Below are 19716 nucleotides of genomic sequence, written 5' to 3' on the forward strand. Positions count from 1 at the left end.
AACGGGGCTGCGGGGACCGGCCGTTCACCCGGTGCGGCGCAGGCGCCTGTGATACACCGGGAACGGGATCGACGGATCCGGGAGACGGGGGGCATGGCCGGTATGGAGACAGGGGCGGGCAGGGCCGGTATGTACGTTCCGGTGGCAGTGGGCGGGATCGAGGTCCTGGTGGAGGCCACTCCCGTGGAGCTGCCGGGAACGGAGCCGACAGCCGCGCGGCCGGCTCAACTCGCCGCGCGCGTCCGGGACGCCTTCGGGCAGGCGCAGTCGGCGATCGTGGAGATCGCGGCCTCCACGGCGACGGCCCTCGGACGGGCCGGCCGCGCGGCCAGGCCGGATGCCATGGAGGTGGAGTTCGGCATCAAGTTCACCGCCAAGGGCGACATCATCGTGGCGGGGGCGAGCGGCGAGGTCACGCTCAAGGTGAAGCTGACGTACGACGGGAGGGGAGCGCAACCGGACGACGGCGGCGGCGACGGCGGCGGTGAGGGGGAGGGCGACGGCGACGGCGCGGACGACGAGGCGTCCTGATGACTGTGTCCTCCTCCGGAGTCCTCGGCTATCTGGGCGTCGTCCTGCATCCCGCCGACGACTCCCCGGCGGGAACGTGCTTCCAGCTCTCGCCCGGCGTCCTCGCCACCGCCTGCCACGTCCTCGCCGACCTGGGCCTCGCGGCGCCGGGCGCGCGTGTGCGCTTCGCCCCGCTGGCGGGCGGCCCGGCGGCCACGGCCACGGTCGAACAAGTGGACCCGGCCCACGACCTGGCCGTTCTGCGCACCGACAGCCCGCTTCCCGCGTCCGTGACCCGCGCGATGCCGACGGAGACGGTGGAGTCCGGCACGGACGTGGTCGTCGACGGCTTCGGGCAGGTCCCCCTGTACGGCGCCGAGTACACCTTCCAGCGCATGAGGGCGAAGGGGAGCTGGGAGCATACGACCGAGCGGAGCGACGGCGTCCGGCTCGGCCGCCTCAGCACGAAGGACCTGCTGAAGGGCATGAGCGGCGCCCCCGTGCGCCGTACCTCCGACGACGCCGTCGTCGGCGTGGTCAGCGGCCGCTACAACAGCGCCAACGGCTGGCTGCGCGACTCGGGGTGGACGGCCAGGACCGAGGATCTCGCCGAACTCGCCCCGCGGGAGCTGTCCTGGTTCTCCCCGCATCTGCGCACCCACGAGCAGGTGCTGCGGGGACTGGACGAGAAGGAGCAGTACCTCACCGAGCAGCGGCTGGAGTTCGTCAGTCCCGCCCCGGGCAGCGCCTCCGCGCCGGCCCGCCTGATGGGACTGCTCGCCACACAGTTCCAGCCCGGCGGTTACGCGGAGCCGGAACGCGGGGTGCTGCTCACCGGCGTGGCCGGCGCCGGCAAGACCCGCACCTGCTTCGAGGTGGCGGCGCTGGCCCAGCGGGAGACGGCCTGGCTGGTCCTGCACGTGGAGTCGCCCGTGACCGCCGAGGAGCTCGTCCAGGCGGCCATGGCGCACGCCTGGGTCGCGGGCGCGGCCAGGGTCCTGCTCGTCCTCGACTACCTGGACAGCTACACCCGGCTCCGCCTGCCGGACGTCAGCCAGGAACTGCAGACCCACGACCCGGAAGGGCGGGTCGCCTGCCTGGCCTCGGCCCGGCCCGGGGCACTGCAGAAATTCGTCCGGGACGCCGCTGAGCGGCTCTTCGTCCAGGTCCGCCTGGAGGACGGCGAGGAGTACCGCGCCAGGGTCGCCGCCGGGATCTTCCGGAGGGTGGCTCCGCAGGCACGGCTGCTGTGGGACGAGGACCAGCTGGTCACCGCGTGCAGCGACCGCCCGATCTTGGCCCTGCTGATCGCGCTGGCACTGGAGAAGCAGGCACAGGCGGGGCAGCGCGCCCCCGACCTCTCCGAACTGCGGCAGGACGATCTGTTCGCCTGGCTGCGCCGGCGACTCGAACGCGATTTCAAAGTCCCGGCCGACACGGACCGCGAAGCGGGCCACTCCCGGCCGCGCGTGCCCCTGCTGGCCTCCGCGGTGGCCCTGCTGGCCTGCCCACAGGACCGCTCTGCGGCCGTGGAGTCGGCGGTGGACCGGGCGGTCACGAAGCGCGGCGAAGAGGGCTTCGGCCACTACGGCCGTGACGTGGTCGCCAGGCTGCGCCTGGAGGGCTGGCTGGTGGGCAGCGGTGACCGGCTCGAGCTGGTCCACGACATCGTGGCCGACGGTCTGCTCGACGCCACACTGATCCCGGACGGGGACATCGTCCAGAGCCGCACCGCCGAGGAGCTGCTCGACGCCCTGCTCGACGACGGCCCGGTCTTCGCACAGGCCGTCCGGCATCTGTCGCGCTGGACCACCGACCAGAAGGAGTACCGGCAGTCCGAGATCGAAGCCGCCTGCGCCCGGTGGCTCGGCGTCAGAGCGCGCAGGATCGGAGAGCTGCTCGCCGCCGACGCCCTCGGTGAGACGGCCTTCGACCTGATGGCCCGGACGCCCTGGCAGGCGGGGATGCTCCGGCTCTGGGACGAGCTGGTGGGCCCCTGGCTGGCACAGATCAAGCGCGAGCGGCCCGGCGCCCTGCCCGCCGTGCTGGCCCAGGCGGTGGACAAGGTCACCGGCCCGCTGCCGCAGGAACTGCTCGCCAGCGCCATGGCCTGCCTGGAGGCCATGGCCGGCGCCCAGAGGACGGGCGTCCTCCTGCAGGCCCTGCTGTACGCGGACGGTCTCGGGCCGGACCGGTTGGAGGCCGTGACCGACCGCACGCTGGCCTGGGTGGGCAGCTACGGAGGCGATCGGCGCGCCGTTCACCTGCTGGGCGCCGCCCTGGCCCGCGCCGATCTGCCGGCCGTGACCAGCGGGCGGGTCGTGGCAGCGGCCCAGGACTGGCTACGGCGCAACCCGAGGCACCCGGCCGGCACCGTGCTGCTGGTCCCCCTGCTGGAGCGCGAGGACCTCGGGCCCCGGGCCAAGGCCGTGGTCGACACGGCTCTGACCTGGACCGTCAGGAACCCCGGCCACCCCCGCAGAACGTTCGTCCTGGGCCGTGCCCTGCGCCGCGACGATCTCGGGGTGCACCAGGGCCGGGCGGTCGGCCTCGCCCTGGCCTGGCTGCGCGACCACATCACCGACGCGCAGGCCACCTACCTTCTCCGGCCCTTGCTGCGCGCCGACCTCACCGACCCCCAGGCCGACCAGGCCATCGCCTACGCGCGCCGGTGGCTGGCCCGGCACGACGACGCACCGCACGGCTTCGTCCTGTGCGCCCTGCTGCAACGCGACGGATCGGTCGTCGAACGTGCCCTGGAGATGCTCGGGCAGCATCCGGTCACCGAGGAGCAGCAGTACCTGCTGCGCGCCCTCCTCGCCCGCGAGGACCTGCCGAAGCCGCACCTCCGACAGACCGTCAAGGCGGCCCTCGACTGGCTGCGGGTCCCTGGGCACCGGCCTAACGCCTCGCTGCTCCACCTGCTGCTCCGCAGCACGGGCCCGGGCGGCACGACATGGACCGAGGTGTCCGCCGCCGCCGTGAAATGGGTCGAGCGCCATGCGACCGGCGCCGACGCCAGCCTCGTACTGCCCGACCTGCTCACCGCGGAGCCGGGCCGCGCCGACACCACACGGCAGGCCCTGGAATGGCTGGCGCAGCCCGACGCGGATCCGTATGCCACGTACGTCCTCAAGCCGCTGCTGCGCCATCACGACCGCCTTGCGCAGGACGCGGCCCGCCAGACGGTGGCGCACGCCCTGCGCTGGCTGGAGTCGCACGCCGACCAGCCCGAGGCGCGGTTCGTCATCGCGCCGCTGCTCGCCCTGCCGTCCCCCGGCCCCGACGAGGCCGCTGCCGCGTTCCGGGCCGCCGCCACCTGGCTCGGGGTCCACGCGGCGACCCGCAACGCCGACCGGGTGCTCAGCCCGCTGCTGGTCTGCGCCGGCCTGCCGCCCGACCTGCGGGCCGAGGCCGAGGCCCTGGCAGCAGCGTGGCTGGAGCGCCACCCGGAGGAGGAGAACCGCATCGGCCTGCTGCTGCCCCTGCTGGCCGAACCCGGTCCCGGAGACACCGCCGGACCCCTGCCCCGCGAGCTGCTGCGGACCGTCGGCAGCGGTAGTGCGGTGCCCGTCCTCATCGGACTGCTGGACGAGGTGCCGAGCGGGACGCGACAGCGGGCGGTGCTGATCGACCACACACTCGACTGGCTGGCCCGGCGCGGAGCCACCCTCGGCAACGGCCCCGACGACCTGTTCCCGCAACTGCTGGCCCAGCCCGACCTGACGGGGGAGCGGCTGGCCCGCGCTGCCGAGCTGTTCCTCGCCTGGCTGGAGCCCAGGGCGGCCCGCCCCACGATGGGACGCCCGCTGGCGGAACTGCTCGGCCACACCGCACCCGCCCCCTGGCGTGCGGCCGCCGTCACCCACGCGCTCGCCTGGCTGTCCCAGAACGCCGCGCACCCCCTCGCGGGTCAGGTGCTCGACGCCCTGCTGCACGACCCGGACCTGCCCGTCGATCGCCGGGCCGAGGTGGAGCAGTGGGCGAAGGCGTGGCGGGAGGCGAACGACCCCGGACACGGGAGCCGGTCCGGCGTCACCGAGGCCCCGGGCGGCGCACCCGGACCCGAAAAGAAGGCAGGCGGTGGTTCACCCGGGTGAACCACCGCCTGCCAGACAGGACTTGGGGCCTGGAAAAGGGCCGTGTGTTACTTCGTCGGCTTCTTGCCTGTCACACCGAGGTGCACCAACAGCGCCAGGTTCGGCTTGAGTTCGGCCTGCTTGACGCCCCAGGTCTGGAAACCCTTCTGGTGCGCCGCCACCGCCGCGAGCATGGCGACCAGTGAGCCGGCCACCGCCGCCGGGTTCACGTCCTTGTCGACCCTGCCCTTGGACTGGAGTTCCGCGATGGAGTCCACGAGGGAGTTGTTCACCGAGTTCAGGATCTTCATACGGATCTTGTAGAACCGTTTGTCCCCCTCGGCGGCGCCGAGGTCGACCACGCGCAGGATCGCGTCGTTCTTCCGCCAGAACTCCAGGAAGCCGTCCACGAGTTCCTGCGCGGTCTGCCACCCGGCCTTGCCGGCCCAGCTCCGCCCCTCCAGCAGCGCGGTCAACCCGGCGCCCTCGGCGGCCATTTGCTCGGCGATCTCCAGGACGGCGCCTTCGACGTCCGGGAAGTACTGGTAGAAGGTCGCGGGCGAAGTTCCCGCCTTCCGGGCGACATCGATGACCTTGACGTCCCGGTAGGGGGAGGAGCTGAGCATCTCGCTGAGGCAGTCGAGCAGCTTCTGCCGGGTCGCCTGCCCACGCCGGCCGGCCACGCGGCCGTCGACGGTACGCACTTGTCCTGTCATGCCGTCAGCTTACCGAGGGGTGATCGGAGCGCGATTCGGCCGACTGCAAATGGGGTGCATGGGTGCATCGGGGGTGGTGTGGCTGGTCTGCGGGGTGCGCGCGGCGCGGTTACTTTGGCGACATGGCCGAAAACAGGGCATCGGTGTACGGAGAGGGCGTTCCCTGCTGGGTGGACGCCCAGCTTGCCGACGTCGAGGCGGGCAAGCGGTTCTACGGTGAGCTTTTCGGGTGGACCTTCGAGGAGGCTCTGGGCTCCTCGGTGTGGGCCCTGCTGGACGACGAGCCCGTCGCCTCGCTCGCCCCCAAGATGGACGGCCGGATGCCCACCGTCTGGACGGTGTCCTTCGCCACCCCGGACGCCGCGGCCCTCGGCCGGCGGATCGCCGAGGCCGGCGGGCAGGTGGTCATGGCCCCCTTCCCGGTGGGCGACCTCGGCACCGCCGCCCTCGCCGCGGACCCCCAGGGCGCGGTGTTCGGCCTGTGGCAGGCGGGCAGCCACCCCGGCTTCGGGCGGCGGCACGAGCCGAACACCTTCGTCTGGGTCGAGCTGTACACCCGCGACACCGCCGCCGCCAACACCTTCTACGGCGCCCTCTTCCATGACGCGCTGTTCGGTGCCGGCGCCGAGCCCGACTTCGGCCGCGCGGACGTCTCCGAGGTCTTCCCGGTCGAGATGCCCCCGCACTTCGTCACTCACTTCCGGGTCACGCACCTGGACGACGCCGTCGGGGCCGTACAGCGGCTCGGCGGGCGGGTCCAGGTGCCACCCTTCGAGACGTCGTACGGACGAGTGGCCGTCGTCACCGACAATCAGGGGGCGTCGTTCGCGGTACTGCAGCGGTGAGGCAGGCGCCGAGGCAGGCACTACGGCGATGAAATGACCCTATTCGGCACGAGACACCCCGATTCATCACCGGGTTCGCAACCAGCCGCCCGGCCAGGAAGAATCAGGGTGCGTGCCGCCATGGCGGTGCGGTGGTGAGACGCTGCACTTCGGTCGCGTACATATGTGGGTGGCGCGGCTCGTACGGGGAGGTGGCAGGCAAGTGGTGGATCAGCTGACGCAGCACGATCCGCGGCGGATCGGGCCGTTCGAGGTGCTGGGCCGGCTGGGGGCCGGCGGCATGGGGCTGGTCTATCTGGCACGCTCGGCATCCGGCCGGCGCGTGGCGATCAAGACGGTCCGCACCGAGCTGGCCGAGGACCAGCTCTTCCGGGTCCGCTTCACCCGTGAGGTGGAGGCGGCCCGGGCGGTCTCCGGCTTCTACACGGCGGCCGTCGTCGACGCCGACCCGCGCGCCGCCGTGCCCTGGCTCGCCACGGCCTACGTCCCCGCACCCTCCCTAGAGGAGATAGTGAACGAGTGCGGGCCGCTCCCGGCCCAGGCGGTGCGCTGGCTGGCGGCGGGCGTGGCCGAGGCCCTGCAGTCCATCCACGGTGCCGGGCTGGTCCACCGCGACCTGAAGCCCTCCAACGTCCTGGTGGTCGAGGACGGCCCCCGGGTGATCGACTTCGGCATCGCCTCCGGCGTCTCGAACACCCGCCTGACGATGACGAACGTCGCCGTCGGCACCCCCGCCTACATGTCCCCCGAGCAGGCCAAGGACTCCCGCAGCGTCACCGGCGCCAGCGACGTCTTCTCCCTCGGCTCCATGCTGGTCTTCGCGGCCACCGGCCACCCGCCCTTCCACGGCGCCAACCCGGTCGAGACGGTCTTCATGCTGCTGCGCGAGGGCCCGGACCTCACCGGGCTGCCCGACGAGCTGCGCCCGCTCATCGAGGTCTGTATGCAGATGGAGGCCCCCGGCCGCCCCAGCCCTGCCGACCTCCAGGCCCAGCTCGCCCCGCACCTCTTCGGCTCCGGCTCCGACGACAGCGGAACCGCCTCCGCCTGGCTGCCGGAGAAGGCCGTCGCCCTCATCGAGTCCCGCCGCGGCGGCCGCCCCGCCGCCAAGCCGGCCCCCACCGCAGCCGGCCCCCGCAGCGGCGGCCGAGGGGCCGTACCCCCGCCACCCTCCTACGACCCCGCCGTCCCGTCCCCCGCACCGTTCGGCGCGGTGGGTACGGCGGGCGCGGTGGGCGCACCCGACACCGGCCCCGTCCGGCTGGCCGGCGCCCAGGTGCCCATCGGCCCCGGCCCCCGGGTCGCCGACGCCCGCGCCGCCGCCGTCAAGGCGCCCCCGCCGGAGGCCGGCCTGGTCGCCAGCTGGTCCCGCCCCCGCCCCGGCGTGAACGGCACAGACTCTGCCGTAGGCCCTGCCGTACCGCCCGCCCCGCCCGCGCCCCCGGAGACCGCGAGCGGCTGGCGCCCCTGGCGCTTCCGGATGTCCAACGACGTCTGGGGCACCCCGTCCGTCGACGGCGACCTCGTCTACGTCACCTCTTTCGAGGTGCACGCCCTGGACGTGGGCACGGGCCGGCGCCGCTTCAAGACGAGGGACGTCGCCTGGTCGATGGCTGTGGCGGACGGCCGTATCCACGCCTCCGACGGCCCCACCCTGTTCGCCCTGGAGGCCCGCGAGGGCGCCGACCTGTGGCGGCTGTCCACGGACGCCTGGGTGTACTCCCTGCACGCCGACCGGGGCACGGTCGTCACCGGCACCCGCGGCGGCGGCGTCCAGGCCTGGGAGGCCTCCGGCGGTCAGAAGCTGTGGGAGATCACCGGCTGCCAGACCGACTTCGAGTCCCCCGAGGCCGGCCCCGCCGTCCACGACGGCACCGTCTACGTCTGGCAGGACGCCCGGCTGCGCGCCCTGGAGGCCCGCACCGGCGAGGAGCGCTGGTCGTACCCCATCGGCGACGCGGCCTCCTGCGGCGGCGTCCCGGTCCGCATCACCCCGGCCCCCGACGGCTACGTCTACGTCTCCGCCGGCACCCGCGTCCTCGCCATCGACGTGGCGAGCGGCATGGTGCGCTGGCACTTCGAGGCCCCGGCGGTCTTCCTCTGCCCGCCCGCCTTCGCCCCGGGCCCGGCCGTCACCGGCGGCGGCATCTACCTCGCCGACTACCTGGGCACGGTCTACGCCCTGGACGCCACCGACGGCCGCGACCGCTGGCGCATCGCCACCGAGGCCCGCTCCTCCATCGAGCCGGTCCTGGTCGCCGCCGGCCATGTCCACGTCGGCAGCGGCAAGGGGCTGTACACCCTGGACGCGGTCACCGGCACCCCCAAGTGGCGCTTCCAGGCCGGCGGCGACGTCGTGGGCGCCCCCGCGGTGGCCGAGGGCCGCATCCACTTCGGCTCCACCGACCATCTCCTCTACACCCTGAAGGCCGACGACGGCCGACTCCGGTGGAAGCTGGCCACGGGCGGCGAGATCACCGGCTCCCCGGTCGTCAAGGACGGAGTGGTGTACGCGTGCAGCAAGGACCGCTGCGTGTACGCGCTCGACGCGGAGAAGGGGACGGGGACGGCGCGGACCGCCTGAATCGCGCCGAAGTGACGGCCGTCGTACCGGCTACACGGAAGGGCTCCAGACGGCGGCCGTCTCACGCCTGACGCTACCCCCGGCACCGAGCACCCGCCAGGTGGTGCCACCGGTCGCTAAGGTGATGGCATGCACATGCAAACACGGACGCGCGCACTCAAGTTCACGGCCGTACTGACCCTCGTGGTGCTCAGCCTCACCGGCTTCTCGACCGGCCGGCACCACAGCCGCCACGGGAGCGGAGGCGGGGGCGGGTGCAGCAGCTCCCACCAGGACCACGACAGCTCGTCGTCCACGTCGGGGAGCGGGTCGTACGACGACTCGGACGACGACAGCTACGGCAGCAGCGGTACGAGTACGAGTGGCGGCACCAGCGGGGGTTACTACACCAGGCGCCCGACCCGCCGGGCCACCTCCACCCCTTCCGGTGGTAGCAGCAAGCGGCTGGAGGACGGGACGGCGAAGCTGATCAGCTGTGCGACCGAGAAGAAGCCGTATGCGACGGTCGAGATCACGAACCCGAACAACCGCGAGGCCGAGTTCCAGGCCCGGGTCACCTTCTACGACGACGAAGGTACCGAGATCCTCGACAACGCCTCCTACACGGTCACGGTGCCCGCGAAGGGCAAGGCGACCACCCGAGTGACGGTCGGTGAGCGCCTCCTGCTGAAGGTCGACCACTGCGAGGCGCACCCTGAGGCCCAGGTCAGGCCCTAACGCACCCGGTACTCCCGCGGCCGCCCCTCGAACAGCTCCGCCTGCCGCTCGGCCGGCAGATTCCCGAGCGCGATGAGATGCGGCGCCTGCGCGAACGCCTGCGCACGCGCCGCGTCCTTGGCCGCCCACAGGGCCCGTACCGTCCCCTGAACGCCCTTCGTCGGATACCCGGCGATGACGGCGGCACAGCGTACGGCCGCCTCCAACGCCCCGCCCGGCTCGGCCAGTTCGGACACGAGCCCGATCTCGTGGGCCCGCCGGGCGGAGATCCGCTCGGCGGTGCCCATGAGCATCATCCGGGCCACCTCCCCGTACGGCATCCGCTGGGCCATGAGCACCGACTCGTAGGCGCTGACCATGCCGTACGTGGTGTGCGGATCGAAGAAGGAAGCCGTGGTGTCCGCGACGACGAACTCGCTCTCGCCCAGCAGATAGAAGGCCCCACCGCAGGCCATCCCGCGCACGGCGGCCACGACCGGCTTCCACAGGTCGTTCGCCTTCGGCCCGATGCCGAGCAGTGGATCGTCCTGCATGTACGGCGACGAGGGCTGCGGCACCACGAAGTCCCGGTCGATCCCGGTACAGAAGGCCCGCTCCCCGGCCCCCGTCAGGACAACGGCCCGCACGGAGTCGTCGAACCGCAACTCCCGCCAGACTCCGGCGAGTTCCCGGACCATGTCGAGATCGACGGCGTTGAGCCGCTCGGGCCGGTTCAGGGTGACGACGGCGACGCCGGTGTCCTTGTCGACGGAGAGCCGGACGGCGTTCACGCCGGCACCCACTGCGGAAGCCCGTCGGAGAAGACCACCTGAACCCGGGCGCCGATTCTGATGCGCTGCGGATCAAGGGAGTCGAGAAGCGCCCCTGCCCGGGCGACCAGATTCCCGACCAGCCGAATCCGGGGCGCGTCCTCCAGCTCCACGACGACCACGTTGTACGGCGCCTGCTCCGCGTACTCGGGCAGCAGCGGCGGATGCGGCACCACGTACGACCACACACGCCCGCGCCCCGAGACCGCCCGCCACTCGCTCGCGAAGGACTGGCAGTGCGGGCAGCAGGGCCGGGGCGGGAAGCGGGGCTCGCCGCAGTCGGCGCAGGCCTGGACGCGCAGCTCGCCACGGGCGGCGTACTCCCAGAAAGGGGCGCCGTCGGTGTCGGTGACGGGGGTCAGCACGGCTGTCTCAACTCCTCAGGAGAAGCGCGGAGGTGGGGACACCTTCCCCGGCGGTGACCAGACAGGTGGCGGCCCCCGGAACCTGCGCGGTACTGGTGCCGCGCAGCTGCTTCACCCCTTCGTTGATGAGGTTGAAGCCGTGCACATAGGCCTCGGAGAGCCCACCGCCCCCGGTGTTGAGGGGCAGCCGCCCCCCGATCTCCAGGGCGCCCTGCTCGGTGAAGGCCCCGCCCTCGCCCCGTCCGCAGAACCCGTACCCCTCCAGCGAGAGCGGTATCAGGGCCGTGAACGCGTCGTAGATCTGCGCCACGTCGACATCCTCCGGCGTGAAGTCCGCGTGCTTCCACAGATGCCGGGCGGCGGTCCAGGCCGGGCCGGTGAGGGGGTCGTCGTTCCAGTAGTTGACCATGCCGTGGTGCTGGGCGGGCAGACCCTGGGCGGCGGAGTGCACGTAGACGGGCTTCTTGGCGCAGTCCCGGGCGCGCTCCCTGCTGACGACGACGCAGGCCAACGCCCCGTCCGTCTCCAGGCAGTTGTCGAAGAGGCACAGGGGCTCGCTGATCCACCGGGAGGTCATGTACATCTCGCGGGTCAGTGGCCGCTCGTACATCACGGCGGCGGGATTCTGGTTGGCCCGGTTCCGGCAGGCGAGGGCGACATTGAACAGGTGATCGCGGGTGGCGCCGTACTCGTGCATGTAGCGGCGGGTGAGCATGGCGATCTCGTCGGCGGGCCGGAGCAGCCCGAAGGGCCGGGTCCACTGGGCCGGGGTGGGGAGCTGAACGGCGGTGTTGGTCCAGGGCCGGGGCCCGCTGCCACGCTTCCGCGACCGCCAGGCGACCCCGACGGTGGCCTGCCCGGCGGCGATGGCGGCGGCGAGGTGCGCGACGGTCGCGCAGGAGCCGCCCCCTCCGTACCCGACCTTGCTGAAGAAGGTGAGATCACCGAACCCGACCGCCTTCGCCAGCTCCACCTCGTCGGTCTCCTCCATGGTGAAGGAGGCGAGGGCGTCGACCTCGCCGGGCGAGATCCCGGCGTCGTCGAGGGCGGCGAGCACGGCCCGGCAGGCGAGGGTCTTCTCATCCTCCGGCAGGTGCTTGGCGAAGGAGGTCTGCCCGATCCCGACGATGGCGGTGGCATCTTTCAGCCCCGTTCCTGCCATGGTGCACCCACCTTTCCTCTGCTGACAGTCCGTCAGGTTACAGCTAATCTGACGGTCAGTCAGCTACGGCGTAGGGGGCTGCTATGAGTGACTGGGGCACCATCCCGGGTCTGGTGCGATGGTCGGCCGAGCGGTACGCGGACACCGAGGCGGTGGTCGAGGGCCGCACGAGGATCACGTACGCGGAACTGGGCGCCCGCGTGGAGCGCGCGGCGGCGGCCTGTATCGCGAGCGGCGTGCGGGTGGGCGACCGGGTGGCGGTCTGGGCCCCCAACTCCCTGGACTGGATCGTCGCGGCACTGGGCGCGGTGTCGGCGGGCGCGGTCCTGGTCCCGCTCAACACCCGCTTCAAGGGCACGGAGGCGGCGGACGTGCTGCGCCGCAGCGGGGCGAGGCTGCTGTTCGTGACGGGCACGTTCCTCGGCACGTCGTACGTGGCGTCGCTGCGTCGGGCGGCGGGGACGCCCGATGGTGCGGGCCACCCGCTCCCCGGGCTGCCGGCACTGGAACAGGTGGTGGTGCTGTCGGACGACGCCCCCCAGGACTTCCGCACCTGGAAGGACTTCCTGGCGGGAGGGGAGGGCGTGGGGGAGACCGAAGTGCGGGACCGGGCAGGCAAGCTGGACGGCCGGTGTCTGTCGGACATCATCTTCACCTCGGGCACGACGGGCCGCCCCAAGGGCGCGATGATCACCCACGAACAGACGCTGACGGCGTACGAGATCTGGGCCGACCTGGCCGGCCTGCGCACCACGGACCGCTACCTGATCATCAACCCCTTCTTCCACACCTTCGGCTACAAGGCCGGGGTGATCGCGTGCCTGATGCGCGGGGCGACGATGATCCCGCAGCCGGTGTTCAACGTGGACACGGCGCTGGCGAACATAGCGGCGGAACGGGTGTCGGTCCTGCCGGGCCCGCCGACCCTCCACCAGTCCCTGCTGGACCACCCCGCCCGGGACGCCCACGACCTCTCGGCGCTGAGGCTCGTGGTGACCGGGGCGGCGGTGGTGCCGTTGCGCCTGGTGGAACGCCTGCGCGGCGAACTGGGCGTGGGGACGGTGCTGACGGCGTACGGCCTCTCGGAGGCGAGCGGCATCGTGACGATGTGCCGGCGCGGCGACGACCCGACGGTGATCGCCTCCACCTCCGGCCGGGCGATCCCCGGGACGGAGGTGAGGGTGGTCGACGCGGGGGGCGCCCCGGTGGCGCCCGGCACACCCGGGGAGGTCCAGGCCCGGGGCTTCAACATCATGCGCGGCTACTACGAGGACCCGACCGCGACGGCGGAGGCGATCTCCCCGGACGGCTGGCTGAGCACCGGCGACATCGGTGTCCTCGACCCGTCCGGCAACCTCCGCATCACGGACCGCCTCAAGGACATGTTCATCGTCGGTGGCTTCAACGCGTACCCGGCGGAGATAGAGCAACTCCTCGCCCTCCACCCGGATGTGGCCGACGTGGCGGTGATCGGCGTACCCGACGCACGACTGGGCGAGGTCGGCAAGGCGTACGTCGTGCGCAGACCGGGGTCGGTACTCACCTCCGACGACCTGATCGCCTGGTCCCGCAGGGAGATGGCGAACTACAAGGTGCCGAGGGCGGTGGAGTTCGTGGGTGAGCTGCCGAGGAACGCGAGCGGGAAGGTGGTGAAGGGGGAGTTGCGGGGGTGGTGAGGGGGGTGGGGCGTGGAAGTTGGGTGGGGCGTGGCGGTGGGGTGGCGGCTTGCGGCCGGTGGATGGATGGGGTGGGGCAGAGCGCTTGGGCGGGGCGGATGAAACCGGATGGGGCTGGTGGGGCAGCCGGATGGGGCGGGCAGATGGGACATCGCCGCCGCCCGACCGGCGATGGGCCCCACGGGCTGACCGCCCCACTGGCCGACCGGGTCACGGGCCCGCCGCCCGACCGCCCCGTCGGTCACGGTCCGGCATGCCCCTACCCCTCCCCACAGGGGGGCGGCCGTAAGGTGACGTCGACGGCGCTCCCAGGCTCGACCCAGACGCCGGACCGGACCTGGGTCCAACCCTCCGAGGCGAGTGCTCGGAAGAGGGAGCCCCGAGACCATCCGGCCCGCAGCGCCCGCGAGGTGAGCAGCACGCCGCCCTCGGCGAGGTCCCCCAAGGCGTTCCCCTGTGGACAACGCCTGACCTGGACACACCTCGGCCGCGGCGGCTCCCCCTCCGCGCCGCCGCGGCCGATCCCCGTCGGGTTAAAGGTCTGGTCAGGCCTTCTCGTCGGTGGCGTGGGTGTTGTCCGGGGTGGCCACGCCGGTGTCCTCGCCCGCCGCCAGGGTGGTCGGCTTCAGCGGCTCGCTGGTGGCGTGCGTGTTCAGCGTGGTCACCTCGGTGGCCGAGGTCTCCGTCTGCGTCGTCTTCTTGGCGTCGCTCATGACTGCTCCCCTGATGCTCTGTGCGATAGGTCAGAAAGGCCCGCTCGGCAGCTCCCCCGAGTCCACCGAGCGGGCACTTATGGGCCGGTACACCTTAAGGTGCGCCCATATGACGTCCCGTCTGCCCCCCGACGCGGCGGAACGACACGACTCAGAGTGCCGTCCGGCGATAAACGAACGATGAACGTGCAGGATCCCGCTCTCAGGCCAACGTGAGCGGCTTGAGCAGAGCCCTTACCTCATCGGCTTCCGGTGCACCCAGCGCCTCGAAGATGGCCAGCGCCTCCTGCAGGCAGACCTGAGCACGACCGCTCTGCCCGATGCCGCTCAACGCCCGGCCGAGCGCCGTGAGTACGTTTCCGCGCCGCCACTCGCCGCCGATTCCACGGAGGAGGGTCAGCGCCGACTCCGCGTTGGTGGCGGCCTGCGCCAGACGCCGGGCGGCGAGGTCGACCTCTGCGAGGCGGAAGAGGGTCATGCCCTCCCAGAGCCGCTGTCGGCTGTCGCGGAACAGGTCGCGGGCCTCTTCCAGGCGTTCGGCGGCCAGTTCGAGCTGACCGCTCTGGGTGAGCGCGAGCCCCAGCGCATAGCGCCCGTTGGCGCCCTTGAAGGCGTGGCCCATGTCGTCGTACATGTCCGTCCCCTGCTGGGCCAGGGACACCGCGCTCACGGTACGGCCCGTTGCCAGGTGTATCCGCGAGAGGTTGCACAAGGCGCTGGCCTCACCGGGCCGGTCTCCAGAGGAACGGAAACTCTCTATGGCCCGCGTCAGATGGCCCTCGCCGACGTCATACCGGCTTTGGTACAGCGCGATGACCCCGAGCATGTTGGATGCCCAGCACTGGGGAAGGGGATCGTCCGCCACTTCCGCCAGCCGCACGGCCTCGGCGGCCTCTTGATCCGCCAGTTCGAAGCGGCCGGACATGTGGTGGCCGTTGGCCAGCGTGACCAGGGCGCGGGCCTCGGCGCGCTCGTCACCGCGGCTCCGTGCGGCCGTTCGGACGGCGGTTCCGGTTGCCTCGTACTCCTTGGAGTTGGCTCCCGATTCGGCGAGGTCGATGGCTGCCCACAACAGGTCCACGGCCCGCCTCAGCTGATCGGGCCGGGTTGACTGACGTACGCACGCAAGCAGGCAGACCGCCTCGGCATACAACCAGTCTCGAGCCCGATGCCGGTCCTCGAAGACCAACCCCGGATAGTCGGTCGGCTCCAGATGATCCACCAACCGATCCCCCGGCCGCTCAATCGCATAAACCCCCGCCGCCGTAGCCAGATAAAAGTCCAGCAACCGAGACATCGCAGCCTCCCGCTCACCAGGCGCCTGCTCGTCCCTCTCCGCGCAAGCGCGCGCGTAGAGCCGGACCAGGTCATGGAAGCGGTAGCGCCCCGGCGCCGCGGACTCCAGCAGAGACGTGTCGACGAGGGACTCCAGCAGGTCCTCCGTCTCCTCCGCGGGCAGATCCAGGACCGCCGCGGCCGCAGCCAGGGACATGTCCGGGCCGTCGGCCAACCCCAGCAGGCGGAACGCCCGAGCCTGGGCCGGCTCCAGTTGCCCGTACCCCAGCTCGAAGGTGGCCTTGACCGCCAGGTCGCCCGCCTGGAGTTCGTCCAGTCGGCGCCGTTCGTCGGCGAGCTTCGCCGCCAGCACCGACACCGTCCACGTGCGCCGCGCCGCCAGGCGGGATGCCGCGATGCGGATCGCCAGGGGAAGGAAGCCGCACGCCGCCACCACGTCCAGCGCCGCCTCCCGCTCCGCCGCCACCCGCTCCTCGCCCACGATCTTCGTGAAGAGGGCGAGGGCCTCGTCGGGGGACATGACATCGAGGTCCACCAGGTGGGCCCCGGCCAGGTCGACCATCCGTACCCGGGACGTCACCAGGGCCGCACAGCCCTCCGTGCCGGGCAGCAGGGGCCGTACCTGTGCCGCGTCCTTCGCGTTGTCCAGCAGGACGAGCACCCGGCGGCCGTCCAGGACCGAGCGGTACAGGGCCGCGCGCTCCTCCAGCGAGTCGGGGATCGCCGAGTCCGCCGTGCCCAGGGCCCTCAGGAACGAGCCCAGGACGGTCTCCGGCTCGGCAGGGCGCGGCCCCGCCCCCTGCAGGTCGACGTACAGCTGCCCGTCGGGGAAGGCGGGACGCGCCCTGTGGGCGACGTGGACCGCCAGGGTCGTCTTGCCGACGCCCCCGATCCCGGCCAGCGCCGAGACCGCCATCACCCGGCCCGCCGCCGACGCCTCCGACGCCGACGCCAGCACCTCGCTCAGCTCGCCCACGAAAGCGGCACGCCCCGTGAAGTCCGGGACGGAGGCGGGGAGCTGGGCCGGGCGCACCGGGACCACGGCGGGCTCGGCCGCCGGGGCGGAGGGTTCCGCCAGGGCCGGGTCCGCCTGGAGGATGCGTTGCTGCAGTTCCCGTAGGCCGGGGCGCGGGTCCACGCCCAGCTCCTCCGCCAGCAGGCGCCGCGTGTCCGCGTACACGGCGAGGGCCTCCGCCTGGCGGCCGCTGCGGTACAGGGCCAGCATCAGCAGCTCGCGGAACCTCTCCCGGAGCGGGTGCGCGGCCGTCAGGGCCGTCAGTTCGGAGACGGCCTCGGCGTGGCAGCCCTGCTCCAGGTCCATGTCCAGGCGGGATTCAAGCAGTTGGAGGCGCCACTCCTCCAGGCGGACTCGTTGGGCGTCGGCGTAGGGGCCGGGGACTCCGGCCAGGGGCTCGCCGTCCCACAGGGCCAGGGCGCGGTTCAGTACCTCCCGCGCATGGCACAGATCCCCGGCGTTCCGGGACTTCTCCGCCTCCGCCGCCAGGTCCTGCGCCACCGCCAGGTCCAGGGCGCCCTCGCCCAGCGAACGCACCGCGTAGCCGCCGGACTCGCTCGCCAGGACCCCGGGGTCCAGGATCTTCCGGAGACGGGACGCGTACGTCCGCAGTGCCGCCAGCGCCTGTGACGGGGGCTCGTTGCCCCAGAGGGCGTCGATCAGCTCCGCCGCCGTCGCCGTACGGCCCTCGCGCAGCAGCAGGGCGGCGAGCAGGGCGCGTTGCTGTGGGGAGCCGGTGTTCAGCGGCTCCCCGCCGCGCCAGGCCCGCACCGGACCGAGCACGCCGAAGCGCAACGCCGCCGGCTCCGCGTTGGCCGCGGAGCCGGGACGCCGCTGCTCAGGCACTCGCGGCCCACCGTCCATGCGTTCGCCCCCCTAGGCATCACGAACAACCCCGTCAGTTTGCCTTGTTCAGGGCGGTTCCGTCAGCCGTGGGAGACGCCGATCACAGACCGGTACACCTGAGTACACAAGGCCCTCACATGGTCTTCGCACACGGTAGGGCCGCCTCACTAGCTGACGGACCGTCAGATCGGCGCTACCGTGAGCGCCATGGAGACCCAGAGCACCCAGCACATCCGGAGCGATTTTCCTCGGATCATCTCCGTCGACGACCACACCGTGGAGCCCGCGAACGTCTGGCAGGACCGGCTCCCGAAGAAGTACCTGGACACCGGGCCACGCATAGTCCGCGCCCCGCTGAAGGAAATGACCTTCCTGGGCGGGCGGTTCAAGCCCGTCATGGGCCGACCGGGGGACGACGGTCCGATCGGCGACTGGTGGGTCTACGAGGATCTGCACCGGCCCCTCACCCGGCTCGACACCGCCGTCGGGTACGACAGGGACGAGATCAAGCTCGAAGTCATCACGTACGAGCAGATGAGGGCGGGGTCGTACGACGTCGCGCAGCGGCTCGCCGACATGGACGTCAATCACGTCCAGTCCGCCCTGTGCTTCCCCACCTTCCCCCGCTTCTGCGGGCAGACCTTCACCGAGGCCCGGGACCGGGACCTCGCCCTGCTCTGCGTGCGCGCCTACAACGACTGGATGGTGGAGGAGTGGTGCGGGCCGGCGGCGCGGGGGCGGCTCATACCGCTCACGCTGATCCCCCTGTGGGACGCCCACCTCGCCGCACGGGAGGTCCGGCGGAACGCCGCCCGTGGCGTCCGGGCCGTCGCCTTCTCCGAGATACCCCCGTACCTGGGCCTGCCGTCGATCCACGGCGACGACTGGGATCCGCTCCTCGCGGCCTGCGACGAGACCGGCACGGTCGTCGCGATGCACATCGGCTCCAGCAGCCGGATGCCCTCCACCTCCGAGGACGCCCCGCCCGCCGTCGGCTCCACCATCACCTTCGCCAACTGCTGCTTCTCGATGGTGGACTGGCTGATGAGCGGCAAGTTCGAGCGTTATCCGAACCTGAAGGTGATGTACGCGGAGGGCCAGATCGGCTGGATCCCGTACATCCTGGAGCGCGCCGACGTGGTGTGGGAGGAGAACCGCGGCTGGGGAGGCGTCGCCGACAAGGTCCACCGGCCCCCGTCCGAGACCTTCGCCGACCACGTCTACGGCTGCTTCTTCGACGACGCCTTCGGGCTCCGCAACCTCGACTCCATAGGCGTCGGCAACGTCCTGTACGAGACCGACTACCCCCACTCCGACTCCACCTGGCCCAAGTCCCGCGAGGTCGGCGAGGCACAGATGGGGCATCTGTCGCCGGACGTGGTCGAGCGGATCGTGCGGGGGAACGCCATCGACCTGCTGGGGCTGACGGCGGACGGGCTGTGGAAGGGGCCGGCGTGAGTCTCGCCTACGGCATCCAGCTGCCCGTGCAGTCCCAGAGCACCCTCTACACGGAGGGCTGGGAGGCCACCGCCGGGCCCGCCGACCTGGTCGAGATCGCGCGGGCCGTGGACCGGGCCGGGTTCGACTACCTCGCCTGCTGCGACCACGTGGCCATCCCGCGCCGGCTGGCCCCGGCGATGAGCACGGTCTGGTACGACCCGGTCGCCACCCTCGCCCATCTCGCCGCCGTGACCGAGCGGGTCCGGCTGCTCAGCCACGTCGCCGTCGTGGGCCTTCGGCATCCCCTGCTCAGCGCCAAGCAGTACGCCACCCTCGATCACCTCTCCGGGGGGCGGCTGATCCTCGGCGTGGGCGCGGGGCATGTGCGCGAGGAGTTCGAGGTCCTCCAGGTGGACTTCGAGCGGCGCGGGGCCGTGCTGGACGAGGCCGTCGACGCGCTGCGGGCGGCCCTCGGGCCCGAGGAGTTCCCCGAGCACCACGGCAAGCTGTACGACTTCGCCGACCTGGGGCAGCGGCCCCGGCCCACGCAGGAACATGTGCCGATCTGGGTCGGCGGCTCCTCGCCCGCGGCCGTCCGCCGGGCCGCGCTGAAGGGGGACGGCTGGCTGCCGCAGGGCGATCCACGGGATCGGCTGCCCGCGCAGATCGACCGCCTCAAGGCCCTGCGGGAACAGGCGGGCATCGAGGCTCCCTTCACCGTCGGCGCCATCACCGAGCCGCTGTACGTCGGACCCGCCGACTGGCACCTTGGGCGGCGCACCCTCGCCGGCGCGCCGGAGGAGATCGCCGAGTCGCTGCGGGCGTACCGCGCGCTGGGCGTGCACCAGATCCAGGTGCGGTTCCGCAGCCGGAGCCGCAGCGAACTCATCGACCAGATCGGCGTGTTCGGGGCGGAGGTCGCGCCCCGGCTGGACTGAGGAGC

At 72.2% G+C, this 19716-nt stretch carries 14 protein-coding genes; 8 read left to right on the forward strand and 6 right to left on the reverse strand.

What is annotated here, in order from left to right:
* Positions 1 to 93: 93 nt before the first annotated feature.
* Together CRP49_RS16210 and CRP49_RS16215 are read left to right on the forward strand one after the other, a co-directional pair.
* Positions 94 to 531 (forward strand): CU044_2847 family protein, encoded by a 438-nt coding sequence (locus tag CRP49_RS16210; protein ID WP_143669990.1) that lies wholly within the window; start codon positions 94 to 96, stop codon positions 529 to 531.
* On the forward strand, positions 531 to 4610 hold the full coding sequence (locus tag CRP49_RS16215; protein WP_097253999.1) for a serine protease: 4080 nt from the start codon (positions 531 to 533) through the stop codon (positions 4608 to 4610). The genes CRP49_RS16210 and CRP49_RS16215 overlap by 1 nt, the downstream gene beginning before the upstream one ends.
* 47 nt (positions 4611 to 4657) lie before the next feature.
* On the opposite strand, the gene CRP49_RS16220 is transcribed toward CRP49_RS16215, so the two are convergent.
* On the reverse strand, positions 4658 to 5293 hold the full coding sequence (locus CRP49_RS16220) for a TetR family transcriptional regulator (protein ID WP_094217255.1): 636 nt from the start codon (positions 5291 to 5293) through the stop codon (positions 4658 to 4660).
* Between the two features lie 134 nt (positions 5294 to 5427).
* Here CRP49_RS16220 and CRP49_RS16225 point away from each other — a divergent pair, with 134 nt between their 5' ends.
* The 3 genes from CRP49_RS16225 to CRP49_RS16240 all read left to right on the forward strand — a co-directional run bounded on the left by CRP49_RS16225 (position 5428) and on the right by CRP49_RS16240 (position 9451).
* Positions 5428 to 6150: a VOC family protein gene (locus tag CRP49_RS16225; RefSeq protein ID WP_179851639.1), complete on the forward strand. Its 723-nt coding sequence runs from the start codon at positions 5428 to 5430 to the stop codon at positions 6148 to 6150.
* Between the two features lie 202 nt (positions 6151 to 6352).
* Positions 6353 to 8734: a PQQ-binding-like beta-propeller repeat protein gene (locus tag CRP49_RS16235; RefSeq protein ID WP_097254001.1), complete on the forward strand. Its 2382-nt coding sequence runs from the start codon at positions 6353 to 6355 to the stop codon at positions 8732 to 8734.
* A 135-nt stretch (positions 8735 to 8869) separates the two neighbouring features.
* The gene (locus CRP49_RS16240; protein WP_097257392.1) at positions 8870 to 9451 is read left to right on the forward strand and encodes a hypothetical protein; all 582 of its coding nucleotides are present in this window, start codon (positions 8870 to 8872) and stop codon (positions 9449 to 9451) included.
* Here the strand turns inward: CRP49_RS16240 and CRP49_RS16245 are convergent.
* Genes CRP49_RS16245 through CRP49_RS16255 form a run of 3 tightly spaced genes read right to left on the reverse strand, consistent with a single transcriptional unit; the run spans position 9448 to position 11787 of the window.
* Positions 9448 to 10221 carry an enoyl-CoA hydratase/isomerase family protein gene (locus CRP49_RS16245; protein WP_097257393.1) on the reverse strand — a complete coding sequence of 258 codons (774 nt, stop codon included), beginning with the start codon at positions 10219 to 10221 and terminating at the stop codon, positions 9448 to 9450. The genes CRP49_RS16240 and CRP49_RS16245 overlap by 4 nt on opposite strands.
* A complete protein-coding gene (locus tag CRP49_RS16250) occupies positions 10218 to 10625 on the reverse strand; it encodes a Zn-ribbon domain-containing OB-fold protein (RefSeq protein ID WP_097254002.1) in 408 nt (135 codons plus the stop codon). The genes CRP49_RS16245 and CRP49_RS16250 overlap by 4 nt, the downstream gene beginning before the upstream one ends.
* A gap of 7 nt (positions 10626 to 10632) precedes the next feature.
* Entirely contained in the window at positions 10633 to 11787 is a 1155-nt protein-coding gene (locus tag CRP49_RS16255; protein ID WP_097254003.1) for a lipid-transfer protein, read from the reverse strand.
* An 83-nt stretch (positions 11788 to 11870) separates the two neighbouring features.
* On the opposite strand from CRP49_RS16255, the gene CRP49_RS16260 reads away from it, so the two are divergent.
* On the forward strand, positions 11871 to 13463 hold the full coding sequence (locus CRP49_RS16260) for a FadD3 family acyl-CoA ligase (RefSeq protein WP_097254004.1): 1593 nt from the start codon (positions 11871 to 11873) through the stop codon (positions 13461 to 13463).
* Between the two features lie 545 nt (positions 13464 to 14008).
* On the opposite strand, the gene CRP49_RS46850 is transcribed toward CRP49_RS16260, so the two are convergent.
* Both CRP49_RS46850 and CRP49_RS16265 read right to left on the reverse strand, forming a co-directional pair.
* Positions 14009 to 14176 carry a hypothetical protein gene (locus CRP49_RS46850; RefSeq protein ID WP_179851640.1) on the reverse strand — a complete coding sequence of 56 codons (168 nt, stop codon included), beginning with the start codon at positions 14174 to 14176 and terminating at the stop codon, positions 14009 to 14011.
* A gap of 202 nt (positions 14177 to 14378) precedes the next feature.
* Positions 14379 to 17351, reverse strand: a complete 2973-nt coding sequence (locus CRP49_RS16265) for a BTAD domain-containing putative transcriptional regulator (RefSeq protein WP_097254005.1) — start codon at positions 17349 to 17351, stop codon at positions 14379 to 14381.
* A 189-nt stretch (positions 17352 to 17540) separates the two neighbouring features.
* Here CRP49_RS16265 and CRP49_RS16275 point away from each other — a divergent pair, with 189 nt between their 5' ends.
* Complete coding sequence (locus CRP49_RS16275; protein ID WP_097254006.1) at positions 17541 to 18791, forward strand: amidohydrolase family protein; 1251 nt, start codon at positions 17541 to 17543, stop codon at positions 18789 to 18791.
* Positions 18788 to 19711: an LLM class F420-dependent oxidoreductase gene (locus tag CRP49_RS16280; protein WP_257033419.1), complete on the forward strand. Its 924-nt coding sequence runs from the start codon at positions 18788 to 18790 to the stop codon at positions 19709 to 19711. Before CRP49_RS16275 ends, CRP49_RS16280 begins: the two co-directional genes overlap by 4 nt.
* Positions 19712 to 19716 lie beyond the last annotated feature (5 nt).

The sequence above is a fragment of the Streptomyces sp. Ag109_G2-15 genome (assembly GCF_900215565.1).
Taxonomy (GTDB): Bacteria; Actinomycetota; Actinomycetes; order Streptomycetales; family Streptomycetaceae; genus Streptomyces; species Streptomyces diastatochromogenes.